A 15694-nucleotide genomic window follows, 5' to 3' on the forward strand; every position below is an offset into this window, starting at 1 on the left:
CCGGTGGGCGGCCGGGCGGGACCCGGCCGCGGTGCTCAGTACGTGGGCGGGGCGATCGCCCAGAGCACCCGGGCCTCGTCGCGTCCCGACGTCTCGACGACGCGGTGCGGCTCGCTGCTGCGGTAGTGGACCGAGTCGAGGGCGCCGAGCCGGTGGTGCTCGTCGCCGACCCACACCTCCACCTCGCCGGACAGGACCAGGAGCAGTTCCTCGGAGTCGCCGTGGGTGTAGGGCTCCACGCCGGTGGAGCCGCCCGGGGCGAAGTGGCCGAGGAGGACTTCGAGGTGGTCGAAGGCGGAGGGCGTGAGCTTGACCTTGGTCGCGCCCTCGCCGAAGGACATACCGCGGGTGTCGCGAAAGCGCAGGACGGCGCTGGCCGAGGCGGCCTCCTGGTCGAAGAGGTCCCCGACGTTGAGCTTGAGGACCGCGCAGAGCCGTTGGAGGGCGCGCACGCTCGCGTTGGCCTGGTCGCGTTCGATCTGCGACAGGTAGCCCTCGGTCAGGCCGCTCTGGTCGGCCACGTCCCGCAGCGTGAGCTGGAGGGCGCGCCGGCGACGGCGGAGCCGCGCGCCGATGCCGGCGGGGGATTCTGTGTCGTCGTTCACCACGGTGGCGAACCTAACAGCACTTAACCGGCACCACAATAGGCTGTTCTGTCACTAAATATTTCTTTAGTCAGGGGGTATGACCTGCGGCGCCGAGCCGCGATGCGCTCAGCAGGGCATGGGGATGCGTGGGACGGCCCGTGTGTGCGGACGGCCCGCCCGCACGGAACGCGCGGACCGTCGGAGAAGGCGACAGGGCCGGGACCGGCCCCGCACGGGTCAGAAGCCCCGCGAGGCCCAGTCGTCCAGGTGCGCGGCGGCCTCGGCGATGGTCGTGGACTCGCCGTGGCCGGGGTGAACGACCGTCTCCCCTGGCAGGTTCACCAGGTGGTCGCGGATGGAGGCGATGATCGTCGGGAAGTCCGAGAACGGCTGCCCCGTGGCCCCCGGTCCGCCCGGGAAGAGGGTGTCGCCGGTGAAGACCACGCCGAGTTCGGCCGCGTACAGGCTCACACCGCCCGGGGTGTGCCCCGGTGTGTGCAGGACCGCCAGCTCCATGCCGCCCACCCGCAGCACCTCGCCGTGCAGCAGCGGGGCATCGGGCTCACGCGCGGGGTGGACCTGGTGCCAGAGCTCGGCGTCGTCGGGGTGGAGCAGGATGGGCGAGTCCGTGAGGTCGGCCAGGGAGACCGCCGCGTTGACGTGATCGCTGTGCCCGTGGGTGGACACGATGGCCATCAGTTCGCGGTCGCCCAGTCCCCGGGCGATGGCCTCGTGGTCGTGGGCGGCGTCGATGACGATCGCGTGCTCGCGGTCCCCGACGATCCACACGTTGTTCTCGACGTCGAACTCGCCGCCCTCCAGGCTGAAGAGGCCTGAGGTACGAAGGCGCTGGACGGGGGAGGAGTCATGCACGGGCTCACCGCCTGACGTCTGAGTCGTTGACCGGGGAGGGCCCCGGTCCTACTGGTCCTGCCACGTCGACCTTATCCCCCAGGCCGGGCCCGCACACGCCCATCCCCGCCTCAGTGCCCGCCGGGCTCGAAGTTGCGGCGCAGGGCGTAGGGCTGGATGAGTCCGAGGCCGTGCGCGTGACGGGCGCGGACCTTGACCACCTGGAGCCCTTCGTCGTCGGTGAGGCTCTCCGCCAGGGCGTCGTCGATGAGGACGGTGCCGGGCCGGGCGAAGGAGGTCAGGCGGCTGGAGCGGTTGACGGTCGTGCCGAAGACGTCCCCGTGCAGGGTCAGCACCGGCCCGTAGGCCACACCGACCCTGACGTCGGGCACCTCCACGTGCGTCTTGACCCCCGACGCCAGCCGCAGCGCGATGTCGGCCGCCTGCTGGGGGGCGTCGGCCACGTAGAGGACCTCGTCGCCGAGGGTCTTGACCACGCGTCCGCCGCCGGAGGCGATGATGTCCGCCGCGGTGGCCTCGAAGCCCTCCACGACCCCCGCCAGCTCGACCTCGTCGAGTTCGCGGCTCAGGGTGGTGAAGGAGACCAGGTCGGCGAATCCGACGATGAGCGGGTAGTAGTTGGGCACCACGTCGTCACCGTTGGACATCACCGCCAGCGTGCGCGCGGTGGAGGCGGCGAGCTGGCGGCGCCAGATGTGCAGCAGCAGCCGCTCCACGTCCGGCAGCAGCTCCTTGACGTGGTTCATCAGCGGACTGGCGGCGGAGACGTCGCCGTCCTTGAAGATGAGGGTGCTCAGGATGCTGGTCTGCCAGTCGGCCAGCCGGGCCATGGTCTGCCCCATGGCGCGGGCGAAGCGGACCACGCCCTCCTCGTCGAGCACGCCCTCCTGCAACAGCGAGTTGGTGATGCGCAGGGCCTCGACGTCGCTCTCCGCGAAGATGACGGAGTCGTCGCCCAGGGCTGGGAAGCCGAGGGCACGCCAGACGCGCCCGGCGAGTTCGGGCTCGGCACCGGCGAGTTCGATCGCCTGTTCCCTGGTGTAGACCGCTTCACCGCCCAGCAGGACGGTTTCGATCGCTTTCGGGTCAGGACGCGACGGCATTCGTTCTCTTTCACAGGACCGTCCCCACGGCTGTGGGGAGCGAGCACTTCGTCAACCGGCCGGCGGTGCGGCACCGGTTCAGTACCAGCTTACGCCCGTGGTTACTCCCCGCGAGGGGGCGGGCGCTCACCGATGGCGGCCGGTCATCCCCGCGGACCCGGAGGAACATCCGGTCTCCGGGCCGTGTGGACGGCGTTGACCTGGCGGTAGATCTCGGACTGGAACCACTGGGGTCTGGGGACCCGACGCAGGACCATGCCCTCCTGCTCGGACGCCGACTGTACGGACAAAGTTCCGTACCGCATGAGGCGTTCCCAGAGCGAGATGGCGAAGGAGACGTCGTTGACCCGGCTGAGGGGGATGTCCCGGCCCTGCCTGGACACGATTCCGTCGCGCATCATCAGGCGCTGGTTGGTCAGGATGTAGACGGTGGTCGACCACTTGAGCATGGGCACGAAGCAGAAGACGATCGCGGCGAGCAGACCGACGCCGGCCACCGCGGCCGCGGCGATCAGGCTCCAGTCCTGGTCCCAGGGGAGGAACCACAGCGCTGCCCCGACGGCCGCGACGATGAGCAGCAGTGCCACGCACTCGCCTACCAGGACGGTCCAGTGCTGGCGGGCGACGTGGACGAGTTCTTCGTCATCGGAGAGATAACGGTCCGCGATAGCCATAACGGTGATGATGGCACAAGCCGCCCCAACGCGGGAGACCGCCGACGACCGCTTGTGGACAACCGCCGGTGGGGCTCAGCCGCCCGGACGCACGTGGACGACGTCGCCCGCGCTCAGCGCCGTCCGCCCCGCGGGGCCGTCGACCAACAGGCGGGCGTCGCCGTCGACGCCGGCCGCGACCCCCTCCAGCAGCCCGTCGCCGGGCAGGTGGACACGTACCCTTCGGCCGATGGTCACGCAGAGTTCACGGTAGGCCGCGGCCAGGCCGCACGCGCCCGCGTCGCCGCCGGCGGCCGACCAGGGGGTGTAGAGCTCCTCGAACTCCCGCAGCAGCTCGGTGAGCAGGCGGCCCCGGTCCAGATCGGCGGCGCCCTCGCTCCGCAGGGAGACCGCGGTGTCCACGGGCAGTTCGCAGCGGTCCTGGGAGACGTTGAGGCCGATCCCCACCACCACCCCGAGGGCGTCGGGGGCGGAGAAGTCCGCCTCGGACAGGATGCCCGCGAGCTTGCCGTCGTTCTCGGCGGTCCCGGCGGCGCCGTGGTCCCCGCCGTCGCCGTCGGCCCCCGCGCTCCCGGCTCCCCCCGCGCGCTCCGCCGCGGTGACGAGGACGTCGTTGGGCCACTTCAGGACGGCCCGCACACCGGTCACGCTCCGCACCGCGCCGACCGCGGCCACGCCCATGATCACGGGGATCCACCCCAGCGCGTTGGTCGGGACCCGGGGGCGCAGAAGCACGGAGAAGGTCAGCGCGGCGCGGTCCGGCGTGGTGAACACGCGCCCCAGCCGCCCGCGTCCGGCGGTCTGGTGCTCGGTCACCAGCACGGTGCCGTGGGGTGCGCCCGTCGCCGAGCGCGCCACCAGTTCGGAGTTGGTCGATCCCACGGCGGGCACCACCTCGACGCCGCGCCACATCCTCCCGGGGCGGACGAGTGCGGCGTTGAGCGCCGCGGCGTCGAGCGGCGGGCGCGGGAAGGTCTCGGTGTCACTGGACATGGGCTTATTACACCAGCGCCGAAACCCCCGCCGGAAACCCTGTGCCCCGGAAGGCCGCCGGTTACCCTGAAAGCAGCACAGCGATGATCGCGGGTTGCTACGTTCAGTTACCGGAGGTGACGCGGCAGATGAGTATCGCGGAAGCGGAAGCAGAAGCGGAGACAGTGGACACCGTGCCGTCCCACTGGGAAGTCGTGTTGCGCGCCTGGGAACAGCTGGACCTGCCCGAGGGCTGGCGGGCCGAGATCATCGAAGGCGACATCCACATCGTGACTCCCCCCAAGGACGAGCACAGCGAAATCATCGACCAGCTCCAGACACGGCTCTTCCGCGAGAAGTTCCGCGATGGAAGCCGGATCGGCGAGTGCACCGTCCATCAGAACATCGACCTGCGGATACCAGAGAGCGGCAGTCTGTACATCCCGGACCTGGTGGTGCTTCCGGGCTCTGTCATGGATCGTGGGCCCGAGCATTCGGCGAGCGATGCCCTCCTCGTCGTCGAGGTGACGTCGAGAAGCACAGCGGACAGGGACCGCAAGGCAAAGCTCCGGGGCTACGCGCACGCACAGATCCCGCTGTACCTCCTGGTGGACCGGTGGGACCCCGCCACCGGCCGGGGGGAGGTCACGCTCTTCTCCGGGCCGGAGAACGGCACGTACACCAGCGTGGTGAAGGTCCCGTTCGGCAAGGACATCCACCTGCCCGAGCCGTTCGACCTCACACTCGACACCTCCGGCTTCCCTGCCTGAACCGGGCCCGGCCCCGATCCGGCCCGCGCACGGCACGTCGGCGCCCCCGCACCCGGACGGGTACGGGGGCGCCGACGCGTCCGGTGTCAGCCGGTGTTCTGCAGGCCGGCGGCCACGCCGTTGACCGACAGCAGGAGCAGACGCTCCAGGTGCTGCTGGTCCTGCTCCGACAGGGAGTCCGCCTCCTCGCCGCGCAGCGCCTCCAGGGCGCGCAGCTGCAGGTGCGAGAGCGCGTCCACGTACGGGTTGCGCAGGTCCACGGCGCGCGAGAGCACGGCGCGGTTCTCCAGCAGGCGGCTGTGCCCGGTCACCTTGAGCACGAGGTCGCGGGTGCGGTCGTACTCGGCCAGGACCCGCTCGCTCAGCTCCTCCCGGCCGCCCAGCGCGAGGTAGCGCTCGGCGATGGTCCGGTCCGTCTTGGCCAGGCTCATCTCCGCGTTGTCCAGCAGCGAGGCGAACATCGGCCACTCGCGGTAGGCGGCCCGCAGCACCTCCAGGTCCTCCACGGCGGCCAGACCGGTGCCCAGGCCGAACCAGCCGGGCAGGTTGACGCGGGTCTGCGTCCACGCGAACACCCACGGGATGGCGCGCAGGTCGCCCAGACCGCGAGCGGCCCCGCGGCGGGCCGGACGCGAGCCCAGGCGCAGCTCGCCCAGCTCCTCCAGCGGGCTGACCCGGGAGAACCACACCGCGAACTCCTCGGTGTTGATGAGCTCCAGGTACGCCTCCTGGGCGGCGGCCGCGATGCGGTCGGCGTGCGGCCGGTACCGCTCGGCGGCGGCGCGCTCGCGCTCCTGCACGCTGTCGGTGGAGGCCATCAGCACCGCGTGGCCGACCTGCTCCACGTGCCGGCGGGCGATCGCCGCCTGGCCGTAGCGGGCGAAGATGACCTCGCCCTGCTCGGTCACCTTGAAGCGGCCGCCCACGGACCCGGGCGCCTGGGCGAGCAGCGCCCGGCTGGCCGGACCGCCGCCGCGGCCCAGGGAACCGCCCCGGCCGTGGAAGAGGGTCAGGCGCACGTCGTGCTCGGCCGCCCACGCGGCCAGACGGGCCTGGGCGTCGTACAGGCGCAGGGTCGCGCTCACCGGGCCGACGTCCTTGGCGGAGTCGCTGTAGCCCAGCATGACCTCGATCCGCCGGTCGGACTCCGCCAGGCGCCGCTGCACCGGCGGCAGCTTGAGCATGCCGTCCAGCACGTGCGGCGAGGCGTCCAGGTCCGCACCGGTCTCGAACAGCGGGATGACGTCCAGGACGATCCGCCGCCGCTCCCCCAGCGCGTGCTCCACGAGTTCGTACACGGCCTCGATGTCCTCGGCCGAGCGGGTGAAGCTGACGATGTAGCGGCGGCACGCCTCCACACCGAAGCGCTCCTGGATCCAGGCGATCACCCGGATGGTGTCCAGGACCTCCTCGGTGCGCTCCGAACGCGGACCGCCGGCGCGCAGCTCGGCCAGCGCGGCCGCGTGGACCTCGCTGTGCTGGCGGATCTCCAGCTCGGCCAGGTGGAAGCCGAAGGTCTGCGCCTGCCAGATGAGGTGCTGGAGCTCGCCGTAGGCCTGGCGGACGGCGCCGGCGGCCACGAGCGAGTCCTGGACCAGGTGCAGGTCGGCGAGGAAGGCGTCGGCGTTCGGGTAGGCCAGGTCGGCGTCGCGCTCACGGGTGGCGCGCAGCCGGGCCGCGGCCAGCAGCAGGAGCTGGCGGTGCGGCTCGTTGGGCGAGCGGCTGGTGATCTGCGCCATCAGCGAGGGGTGGCCCGCCTTGCCGCTGACCAGGGCGTCGAGCAGCGCCGGGGCGGCCGGGGTGAGGTTCGAGTACGCGGTGAGGGTGCGCGCCACCTTGTCGCAGGCCCGTTCCAGGCCGATGAGCACGTGCTCGGACTGGATGTTCATGGCCTCGCGGGTCACCTCGGAGGTGACGAACGGGTTGCCGTCGCGGTCACCGCCGATCCAGGTGCCGTAGCGCACGAACGGGGTCGCGCGCGGGGCGCGCACGCCGGTCCCCTCGGGGTCGACCGCCGCGTCGAGGGTCCGGTACACGTGCGGGATGACGTCGAAGATCGTCTCGTCGAACGCGGCGAGCGCGGTGCGCACCTCGTCGAGCGGGTCGAGCTTGGTGTAGCGCAGCTGCGAGGTGCGCCAGAGGAGGTCGATCTCCTCCAGAAGGCGCCGGTGCGCCTCGGCGGCGGCGGAGCTGCCCTCGTGGGAGGAGTGCCAGGCGTCCAGCTGGGCGCTGATCCGCAGGATGGAGGTGGAGACGGCGCGGCGGCGGGCCTCGGTGGGGTGCGCGGTGAGCACGGGGTGGAACTCCATCCCCGCGATCAGCTCGTCGAGCCGCTCCTCGCCGTCGGACTCGCGAATGGCGCGCACCGCCGCCGCGAGCGACTCCCGAGGCGGGTTCGCGGCGTCGTCGCGTTCGCGCAGGGCGCGCATGCGCTGGTGTTCCTCGGCCAGGTTCGCCAGGTGGAAGTAGACCGTGAACGCCCGCGCGACCTGCTTGGCGCGCTCCAGCGGCCACGCGGCGACGATCGCGGTGATCTCCTCGGTGGTGACCGCGCCGTCCCGGGCCCCGATCACGGCGTGCCGGAGCCGTTCGACGTCGGAGAGGAGGTCCGCGCCGCCGCTTTCGGCGAGGACCGTTCCGAGCATCTCTCCGAGCAGTTTGACGTCATTCCGAAGCTGCTCGGGGACTTCCTGCCGGGCACTGTCGCGTTCTGCGCTTACCGCTGTCATAGGCCCGACCATACAGAGATCGCGCACGTGGACCGGTGCGCGGGGGTGTATTTCGACGGTTTTGCCAAGGCGTTAATAATTGTTGCGTCCGGCCCGTCATGAACATTGGATCACGCCGTTTTCGGATCCACGGCGGACCATTCCCCCTCGGGCGGGGGCGTGTCACCGCACGTGGGCCGCGCCGCGGGACGCGTCGGGAAACCGTGGGCCAGGTGCCCGGCCGCCGAGCCCCGCGGGCTAACCTGAGCTGTTATGGCCAACGAAGCCCCTGAACCGCTGTCCGCGGCTGAGATCGACATCCACACCACCGCGGGCAAGCTCGCCGACCTGCAACGGCGCAGGTACGAAGCCGTCCATGCCGGGTCCGCGCGAGCCGTCGAGAAACAGCACGCCAAAGGCAAGATGACCGCACGTGAGCGGATCGACGCACTCCTCGATCCCGGCTCGTTCGTGGAGTTCGACGCCCTCGCCCGACACCGATCGACCAACTTCGGTCTGGACCGCAACCGCCCCTACGGAGATGGCGTCGTCACCGGCCACGGCACGGTCGACGGACGCCCCGTCGCCGTCTTCAGCCAGGACGTCACCGTCTTCGGCGGATCGCTGGGCGAGGTCTACGGCGAAAAGATCTGCAAGGTCCTGGACCACGCCCTCACCAACGGGTGCCCGGTGGTGGGCATCAACGAGGGCGGCGGCGCGCGCATCCAGGAGGGGGTGGTCGCGCTCGGGCTCTACGCCGAGATCTTCAAGCGCAACACCCACGCCTCCGGCGTCATCCCGCAGATCTCCCTGATCATGGGCGCGGCGGCCGGCGGACACGTCTACTCCCCCGCCCTGACCGACTTCGTCGTCATGGTCGACGAGACCTCCCAGATGTTCATCACCGGCCCGGACGTCATCAAGACGGTCACCGGCGAGGACGTGTCGATGGAGGAGCTCGGCGGGGCGCGCACGCACAACACCCGGTCGGGCGTGGCCCACTACATGGGCGCCGACGAGCAGGACGCCATCGACTACGTCAGGACCCTGCTCTCCCACCTGCCGGACAACAACCTGGAGGAGGCCCCGGTCCTGCCGGCGGAGTCCCCCGGAGGCCCCGAGGCGACCGACACCGACCTGGCGCTGGACACCTTCATCCCGGACTCGGCGAACCAGCCCTACGACATGAAGCAGGTCGTGGAGGCGGTCCTGGACGACGGTGACTTCCTGGAGGTCCACGCCCTGTTCGCCACCAACATCGTGGTGGGCTTCGGGCGCGTGGACGGCCAGTCCGTCGGCGTGGTGGCCAACCAGCCGATGAGCTTCGCCGGCTGCCTGGACATCGACGCCTCCGAGAAGGCCGCGCGCTTCGTGCGCACCTGCGACGCGTTCAACGTCCCCGTCCTGACCTTCGTGGACGTGCCCGGGTTCCTGCCCGGGACCGACCAGGAGTGGGACGGCATCATCCGCCGGGGCGCCAAGCTGCTGTACGCCTACGCCGAGGCCACCGTCCCGCTCATCACCGTGATCACCCGCAAGGCCTTCGGCGGCGCCTACGACGTCATGGGCTCCAAGCACCTGGGCGCGGACGTCAACCTGGCCTGGCCGACCGCCCAGATCGCGGTCATGGGCGCCCAGGGCGCCGTCAACATCCTGCACCGGCGCACGCTGGCCGAGGCCGAGGACGTGGAGGCCGAGCGCGCGCGCCTGGTCGGCGAGTACGAGGACACGCTGCTCAACCCCTACTCCGCGGCCGAGCGCGGCTACGTGGACGGTGTCATCCTGCCGTCCGAGACCCGCGACCAGGTCGGCAAGGCACTCAAGGCGCTGCGCAACAAGCGTGAGCAGCTGCCGCCCAAGAAGCACGGGAACATTCCGCTGTGACCGCGCACGAGAGACCGCCCCACCTGGTCGTGGTCCGGGGCGAACCGACCGCCGAGGAGCTCGCGGCGCTCACCGCCGTGCTCAGTGCCCGCGCGGCCGCCGCCCGGGCCGCCGCCGAGGCGCCCGTGCGGTCCGCGCCCGCCTCCGGTTGGCGCGACCGCTCGCGGGGACTGCGGACCGGGCTGCGCCCCGGTCCCGGCGCCTGGCGCCGGAGCCTGCGGTGACGCCCCGTGCCCCGCGAACACAGCACCGACTCGTCGAGCGTCCGGCGTGTGACCGTCCCACGCCACAGCAGGAGGATTTCCCACCGTGCGTAAAGTTCTGATCGCCAACCGCGGCGAGATCGCCGTCCGGATCGCCCGCGCCTGTCGCGACGCCGACCTGGGCAGCGTCGCCGTCTACGCCGAACCCGACCTGGACGCGCTCCACGTCAAGGTCGCCGACGAGGCCTACGGACTGGGCGGGTCCACCCCCGCCGACTCCTACCTCGACATCGCCAAGCTCCTGGCCGTGGCGTCCGAGTCCGGCGCCGACGCCGTCCACCCCGGCTACGGGTTCCTGGCCGAGAACGCCGACTTCGCCCAGGCGGTCATCGACGCCGGGCTGACCTGGATCGGCCCGCCCCCGTCCGCGATCACCGCCCTGGGCGACAAGGTCCAGGCGCGCCACATCGCGCAGAAGGTCGGCGCCCCGCTGGTGGCGGGCACGCCCGACCCGGTGGAGTCGGCCGAGGAGGTGGTGGCCTTCGCCGAGGAGCACGGGCTGCCCATCGCGATCAAGGCCGCCTTCGGCGGCGGCGGTCGCGGCCTCAAGGTCGCCCACACCCTGGCCGAGGTCCCCGACGCCTACGAGTCGGCGGTGCGCGAGGCCGTCACCGCGTTCGGGCGCGGGGAGTGCTTCGTGGAGCGCTACCTCGACAAGCCCCGCCACGTCGAGACCCAGTGCCTGGCCGACACCCACGGCAACGTCGTGGTGGTCTCCACCCGCGACTGCTCGTTGCAGCGCCGCCACCAGAAGCTCGTGGAGGAGGCCCCGGCCCCGTTCCTGACGCCGGAGCAGAACGAGAAGCTGTACGCGGCGTCCAAGGCCATCCTGGCCGAGGCCGGGTACGTGGGCGCGGGCACCTGTGAGTTCCTGGTCGGGGTGGACGGCACGATCTCCTTCCTGGAGGTCAACACCCGGCTCCAGGTCGAGCACCCGGTGACCGAGGAGGTCACGGGCGTGGACCTGGTCCGGGAGATGTTCCGGGTCGCCGACGGCGAGGAGCTGGGCTTCACCGACCCCCCGGTGCGCGGGCACTCCTTCGAGTTCCGGATCAACGCCGAGGACGCGGGCCGGGGCTTCATGCCCGCGCCCGGCACCATCACCGAGCTGTCCCTGCCGGGCGGGCCGGGCGTGCGGGTGGACACCGGCTGCGAGGCGGGCTTCACCGTCCCGCAGGCCTTCGACTCGATGGTGGCCAAGCTGATCGTGTCGGGGCGGACCAGGCAGGAGGCGCTGGAGCGGTCCCGCCGGGCGCTGGCGGAGTTCACCGTGGGCGGGATGCCCACGGTCATCCCCTTCCACCAGGCGGTCGTGTCCGATCCGGCCTTCGCGCCGGCCGACCCGGAGCAGGAGTTCGGGGTCTACACGCGGTGGATCGAGACGGAGTTCGACAACACCATCGCGCCGTGGGCGGGCACGCCCGGCGAGCCCGCCGCGGCCGAGCGCGAGACGGTCACCGTCGAGGTGGGCGGCAAGCGCCTGGAGGTCGTGCTGCCGGCGGGCCTGGGCGCCGCGGCGTCGGCTCCGGCCGAGGCGGGCGGCGGGCGCCGCAAGCGCACCGCGCGCAGGGGCGGGTCGGGCGCGGCCGCGGTCAGCGGTGACGCGCTGGTCTCGCCGATGCAGGGCACGGTGGTCAAGCTGGTGGCCGAGGAGGGCCAGGCGGTCGCCGAGGGCGACACGGTCGTGGTCATCGAGGCGATGAAGATGGAGCAGCCGCTGACCGCGCACAAGGCGGGCACGGTCGCGGGGCTCAAGGTCGCCCGGGGCGAGACCGTCGGCAACGGCGCGGTGGTCTGCGAGATCAAGGACGCCTGACGCGTCAGGACACACGGAAGGGGGAGGCACCGAGGAGCCGGTGTCCCCCTCCGACGTTCCAGGTCAACGCTGAAGGATGTCGGTCAGGTCGAACTCCAGCTTCACGGGAGCGGATGTCTTGAGCTTCCCTCGGTGGACGGTCGGCCGACCGTAGTCACCGGAAGGGCTGGCCGGGTCCTTCTCGTACTCGTAGACCACCGCGTCGTCCCCGTCCTGCTCGACCCTCCAGAAGAAGCGGACACCGGCGCGGGCGTAGAGCTCAGGCTTACGCTCCCGGTCCCTGATCTCCGACTCTGGAGAGACCACCTCAACCGCGAGTTCCACCGCCTCGGGCGGAAACCACGTCTGGCCCAGTCTCTGAAAGGCGTCCCTCTTGACCAGCATCAGGTCCGGTTCCGGCCGCTGCCGCTCGGCGAGTTTGACCGAGAACTCCCTCCCCAGCCGAAGACCGCTGGGGGCATGCGCCTTCAGCTCGTCTCCCAACAGTTCGAGGAACAGCATGTGAAACAGCCTCTGGGGACTCACGAGTACAAGGCTTCCGTCGATGAGTTCGGTGTGCGGCGGAAGATCCGGGATGCGGTCAAGGTCGTCGGCGGTGAAGCCCTCCGGCGGAGGCATGGGGAGCTTCACCTCGCCGAACTCGGAGACCGGGCGCTCGGCCACGGTTGGAACAGACATGTCGCTGCCTCCGGTCGTCGGATCGTTCTCATCACCAACGGTAGCCATCTCTGTCACCCCGTAACGGTGTTTTCCTGGATTGTCTCACCTGAGGCCGCGTCGAGGGTGATCCTCGCCGCACACCTGTGCCCCTCGGGCCCCAGGAGGCCCCGCACAGCCGGTGTTGTCGTCCCCTCGTCCGAGATTCATCCCATGACACGTATGGAACAAAGAGGGGACCACGGTTATTGTTCTTCATTGTGACGAACATCTGGGGACTGACACGAAGGTGGCACATCGACCTGTGCCGCTTCGACAGCCACGCGTGTAGCTAGGTTCACGCGCGCCCGTCCGGGCTGCGCGCCGCTCACCCGTACCCATCCCCAGATCACCCTTCCGCGGTGATCCCGCCCCATCCCCTGAGCCGGGCTCTTCTGTCCCACGGCGCGGTCCGCGCCGTCGTTCACATGCGCCCGGCTGTCTTCCACACCACTGGAGTCACCTGCCGTGTCCGCGCAGACCACCGTCAAGCGCAAGCGTCCACGCTTCCCGTTCTCCGCCCAGGTCCTCGCCGGCCTGGTCCTCGGTCTTCTCCTGGGCGTCGTCGCCCTCCAGATCGGCCCCGTCGGCGACGGTGAGCCCAACTGGTTGGCCGTCACCCTGGAGACCGTCGGCTCGACCTTCGTCGCCCTGCTGCGCACGATCGTGCCGCCGCTGATCGTCCTCGCCGTCATCTCCTCCATCGCCAACCTGCGCAACGTCGCCAACGCCGCCCGGCTGGCCTGGAAGACGCTGCTCTGGTTCGCCGTCACCGCGCTGATCGCGGTCGGCATCGGCATCACCCTCGGCCTGGTCTTCCGTCCGGGCCTCAACAGCGGGGTGGACGCCTCCACCGCCGCCGAGCCCAGCACCACCGGGTCCTGGCTGGCGTTCATCGAGAGCATCGTCCCGGCCAACTTCCTCGGTCTGGCCGCCGACACCTCGGCCGCCGACGACGGCTCGCTGACGACCTCGCTGTCGTTCAACGTGCTCCAGCTCATCGTGATCGCCGTGGTCCTGGGCATCGCCGCGGTGAAGGTCGGCAAGGCCGCCGAGCCGTTCATCAACTTCACCGCCTCGGCCCTGGAGGTCGTGCTCAAGGCCCTGTGGTGGGTCATCCGCCTCGCGCCGATCGGCACCGTCGGCCTGCTGGGCAACGCGGTCTACAGCTACGGCTGGACCACCATCGGCGCGCTCGGGCAGTTCTCCGTCACCATCTACGTCGGCCTGGCCCTCGTGGTGTTCGTCGTCTACCCGCTGCTCGCCTTCGTCAACGGGCTCTCTCCGATCAAGTACCTGACGGGTGTGTGGCCCGCCGCCCAGCTCGGCTTCGTCTCGCGCTCCTCGCTCGGCACCCTGCCCGTGACCCAGCGCGTCGCCGAGCAGAACTTCGGCGTGCCGCGCCACTACTCCGCGTTCGCGGTGCCCTTCGGCGCGACCACCAAGATGGACGGCTGCGCCGCGATCTACCCGGCGATCTCGGCGATCTTCGTCGCCCAGTTCTTCGGCGTCGACCTGGCGATCACCGACTACCTGCTGATCGTGTTCGTCTCGGTCATCGGCTCGGCCGCCACCGCCGGCACCACCGGCGCGACCGTCATGCTGACCCTGACCCTGTCCACCGTGGGCCTGCCCCTGGAGGGCGTCGGCCTGCTGCTGGCCGTCGACCCGATCCTGGACATGGGCCGCACCGCCACCAACGTGGCCGGCCAGGCGTTCATCCCGGCGATCGTCGCCAAGCGCGAGGGCATCCTGGACGTCGCCCGCTACCACGCTCCCCGCGGCGTGACCGGCTTCGTGCCGCTCGACGAGGAGACGGAGGCCGCCGACGTCGAGGCCGCGGAGGCCGCCGACGAGGACTCCGGCTCCACCGCGTCGGACGTGAAGGAGAAGGCCGGGTCCGGCACCACCTGACCCGGCCCGACACCACCGCGACGGCCCGCCGGATCCTTCCGGCGGGCCGTCGCGCGCGTGCGTGCGGTGGGACACCGTGCGTGCGTGCGGTGAGACACCGGCGGCGACGGGAACTGTCCAGGTGCCTCGTTCGTCCCTACGGGTGAGGGAGGCGAGAGGAACGACATGTTGCGCCGCTTGGTAACACCCACAGTGCTGACCGCCGGACTCGCGGCGGCGGTGATGACCGCCTCGGCGGTGCCCGCCGCGGCTGACGCCCAGGCCGAGGCACCCGAAGCCCAGGACATCGTCGCCGAGCTGGAGAACGATGGTGTCTTCATCGACCCCACCATCGCCGACGAGATCCCGGCCGCCGACGAGAGCGCGCTGGAGTCCGCCGCCGACGGCTCCGACGTCCCCGTCTACTACGTGATCCTGCCCTCCGGAACGGTCGGCTCCGAAGCCGGTCTGGAGACCTATCTCGAACCCGTCATGGGCGAGGTCGGCGACGGCGTCTACGGCGTCCTCGCCGGCAGCGACGCCTTCCGTGTCCTGTCGCCCAACGTCGAGGACACCGAGGCGATCCGCGAGGCCGCGCTCGCCGCGGGCGAGAACAACCAGATCACGACCCTCGCGGCCGTGCCCGAGGCGATCGAGACCGTCGAGGACGACGCCGCCGCGAGCGCCACCTCGGGCGTGGTCCTGCTCGTCATCCTCGTGCTGCTCGTCGCGGGCGGCGGCTGGTTCGTCTACAACCAGCGCAAGAAGCGGGCGGCGGAGAAGGCCAAACAGCTCGCCGAGATCAAGCAGATGGCCACCGAGGACGTCGTCCGGCTGGGCGAGGACGTCGCGCGGCTGGAGATCGACCTCTCCGCGGTCGACGACGACACCCGCACCGACTACTCCCGGGCCATGGACTCCTACGACCAGGCCAAGTCGCTGCTCGACACCCTCCAGGAACCCGAGCAGGTGCGCGCGGTCACCGGTGCGCTGGAGGACGGCCGCTACTACATGACGGCCACCCGGGCACGGTTGAACGGCCATGAGGTGCCCGCGCGGCGGGGCCCCTGCTTCTTCAACCCGCAGCACGGCCCGTCCACCACGGACGTCGACTGGGCTCCGCCCGGCGGCTCCGCCAGGTCGGTCACGGCGTGCGACGCCTGCGCCCAGGCCGTGCGCACGGGCGGACAGCCCGACGTGCGCCTGGTCGAGGTCAACGGCGAGCGCCGGCCCTACTACGACGCGGGCCCGGCCTACCAGCCCTACGCCGGCGGCTACTTCGGGATGGACATGATGATGGGCATGTTCACCGGCATGATGATGGGCTCCATGATGGGCTCGATGCTCGGCGGCGGCATGATGGGCGGCGACATGGGCGGAGACATGGGCGGCGACTTCGGCGGTGACTTCGGCGGAGGCGGCGACTTCGGCGGCTTCGACTTCTGACCGACGCAC

The 15694-nt window shown here is 71.0% G+C and carries 13 protein-coding genes; 6 read left to right on the top strand and 7 right to left on the bottom strand.

Annotation, left to right across the window (positions count from 1 at the left end; all coding sequences use genetic code 11):
* Window positions 1-35: 35 nt before the first annotated feature.
* The 5 genes from DFP74_RS05690 to DFP74_RS05710 all read right to left on the bottom strand — a co-directional run bounded on the left by DFP74_RS05690 (window position 36) and on the right by DFP74_RS05710 (window position 4230).
* A complete protein-coding gene (locus tag DFP74_RS05690; protein ID WP_121180740.1) occupies window positions 36-608 on the bottom strand; it encodes an XRE family transcriptional regulator in 573 nt (190 codons plus the stop codon).
* A 216-nt stretch (window positions 609-824) separates the two neighbouring features.
* Window positions 825-1460, bottom strand: coding sequence for an MBL fold metallo-hydrolase (locus DFP74_RS05695; protein WP_121180741.1), 636 nt, complete (start codon window positions 1458-1460; stop codon window positions 825-827).
* A gap of 110 nt (window positions 1461-1570) precedes the next feature.
* Complete coding sequence (locus DFP74_RS05700; RefSeq protein WP_121180742.1) at window positions 1571-2563, bottom strand: adenylate/guanylate cyclase domain-containing protein; 993 nt, start codon at window positions 2561-2563, stop codon at window positions 1571-1573.
* 143 nt (window positions 2564-2706) lie between these two features.
* A complete protein-coding gene (locus DFP74_RS05705) occupies window positions 2707-3237 on the bottom strand; it encodes a PH domain-containing protein (RefSeq protein WP_121180743.1) in 531 nt (176 codons plus the stop codon).
* Window positions 3238-3312: 75 nt separating this feature from the next.
* Window positions 3313-4230: a biotin--[acetyl-CoA-carboxylase] ligase gene (locus tag DFP74_RS05710; RefSeq protein ID WP_121180744.1), complete on the bottom strand. Its 918-nt coding sequence runs from the start codon at window positions 4228-4230 to the stop codon at window positions 3313-3315.
* A 128-nt stretch (window positions 4231-4358) separates the two neighbouring features.
* On the opposite strand from DFP74_RS05710, the gene DFP74_RS05715 reads away from it, so the two are divergent.
* Window positions 4359-4979 carry a Uma2 family endonuclease gene (locus DFP74_RS05715; protein ID WP_121188055.1) on the top strand — a complete coding sequence of 207 codons (621 nt, stop codon included), beginning with the start codon at window positions 4359-4361 and terminating at the stop codon, window positions 4977-4979.
* Window positions 4980-5065: 86 nt separating this feature from the next.
* Here DFP74_RS05715 and DFP74_RS05720 read toward each other — a convergent pair whose 3' ends face one another.
* Window positions 5066-7624 (bottom strand): phosphoenolpyruvate carboxylase, encoded by a 2559-nt coding sequence (locus tag DFP74_RS05720; RefSeq protein ID WP_121180745.1) that lies wholly within the window; start codon window positions 7622-7624, stop codon window positions 5066-5068.
* 336 nt (window positions 7625-7960) lie between these two features.
* Here DFP74_RS05720 and DFP74_RS05730 point away from each other — a divergent pair, with 336 nt between their 5' ends.
* The 3 genes from DFP74_RS05730 to DFP74_RS05740 all read left to right on the top strand — a co-directional run bounded on the left by DFP74_RS05730 (window position 7961) and on the right by DFP74_RS05740 (window position 11650).
* The gene (locus DFP74_RS05730) at window positions 7961-9571 is read left to right on the top strand and encodes an acyl-CoA carboxylase subunit beta (RefSeq protein WP_121180747.1); all 1611 of its coding nucleotides are present in this window, start codon (window positions 7961-7963) and stop codon (window positions 9569-9571) included.
* The gene (locus DFP74_RS05735; protein WP_121180748.1) at window positions 9568-9795 is read left to right on the top strand and encodes an acyl-CoA carboxylase subunit epsilon; all 228 of its coding nucleotides are present in this window, start codon (window positions 9568-9570) and stop codon (window positions 9793-9795) included. The genes DFP74_RS05730 and DFP74_RS05735 overlap by 4 nt, the downstream gene beginning before the upstream one ends.
* Window positions 9796-9880: 85 nt before the next feature.
* Window positions 9881-11650 carry a biotin carboxylase N-terminal domain-containing protein gene (locus tag DFP74_RS05740; RefSeq protein WP_121180749.1) on the top strand — a complete coding sequence of 590 codons (1770 nt, stop codon included), beginning with the start codon at window positions 9881-9883 and terminating at the stop codon, window positions 11648-11650.
* A 63-nt stretch (window positions 11651-11713) separates the two neighbouring features.
* On the opposite strand, the gene DFP74_RS05745 is transcribed toward DFP74_RS05740, so the two are convergent.
* A complete protein-coding gene (locus DFP74_RS05745; RefSeq protein ID WP_121188056.1) occupies window positions 11714-12328 on the bottom strand; it encodes a Uma2 family endonuclease in 615 nt (204 codons plus the stop codon).
* 486 nt (window positions 12329-12814) lie between these two features.
* Between DFP74_RS05745 and DFP74_RS05750 the strand changes: the two genes are divergently transcribed.
* Both DFP74_RS05750 and DFP74_RS05755 read left to right on the top strand, forming a co-directional pair.
* Window positions 12815-14260: a dicarboxylate/amino acid:cation symporter gene (locus tag DFP74_RS05750; protein ID WP_121180750.1), complete on the top strand. Its 1446-nt coding sequence runs from the start codon at window positions 12815-12817 to the stop codon at window positions 14258-14260.
* A 192-nt stretch (window positions 14261-14452) separates the two neighbouring features.
* Window positions 14453-15685 carry a chemotaxis protein CheA gene (locus tag DFP74_RS05755; RefSeq protein ID WP_121180751.1) on the top strand — a complete coding sequence of 411 codons (1233 nt, stop codon included), beginning with the start codon at window positions 14453-14455 and terminating at the stop codon, window positions 15683-15685.
* Window positions 15686-15694 lie beyond the last annotated feature (9 nt).

Origin of the sequence: Nocardiopsis sp. Huas11 (assembly GCF_003634495.1) — a bacterium.
GTDB lineage: Bacteria > Actinomycetota > Actinomycetes > Streptosporangiales > Streptosporangiaceae > Nocardiopsis.

What these genes read in the sequence shown, in the direction of transcription:
- DFP74_RS05700 (WP_121180742.1), bottom strand. Translation starts at nt 2,563, where the DNA reads ATGCCGTCGCGTCCTGACCCGAAAGCGATCGAAACCGTCCTGCTGGGC.
- DFP74_RS05705 (WP_121180743.1), bottom strand. Translation starts at nt 3,237, where the DNA reads ATGGCTATCGCGGACCGTTATCTCTCCGATGACGAAGAACTCGTCCAC.
- DFP74_RS05710 (WP_121180744.1), bottom strand. Translation starts at nt 4,230, where the DNA reads ATGTCCAGTGACACCGAGACCTTCCCGCGCCCGCCGCTCGACGCCGCG.
- DFP74_RS05715 (WP_121188055.1), top strand. Translation starts at nt 4,359, where the DNA reads ATGAGTATCGCGGAAGCGGAAGCAGAAGCGGAGACAGTGGACACCGTG.
- DFP74_RS05720 (WP_121180745.1), bottom strand. Translation starts at nt 7,624, where the DNA reads ATGCTCGGAACGGTCCTCGCCGAAAGCGGCGGCGCGGACCTCCTCTCC.
- DFP74_RS05730 (WP_121180747.1), top strand. Translation starts at nt 7,961, where the DNA reads ATGGCCAACGAAGCCCCTGAACCGCTGTCCGCGGCTGAGATCGACATC.
- DFP74_RS05745 (WP_121188056.1), bottom strand. Translation starts at nt 12,328, where the DNA reads ATGTCTGTTCCAACCGTGGCCGAGCGCCCGGTCTCCGAGTTCGGCGAG.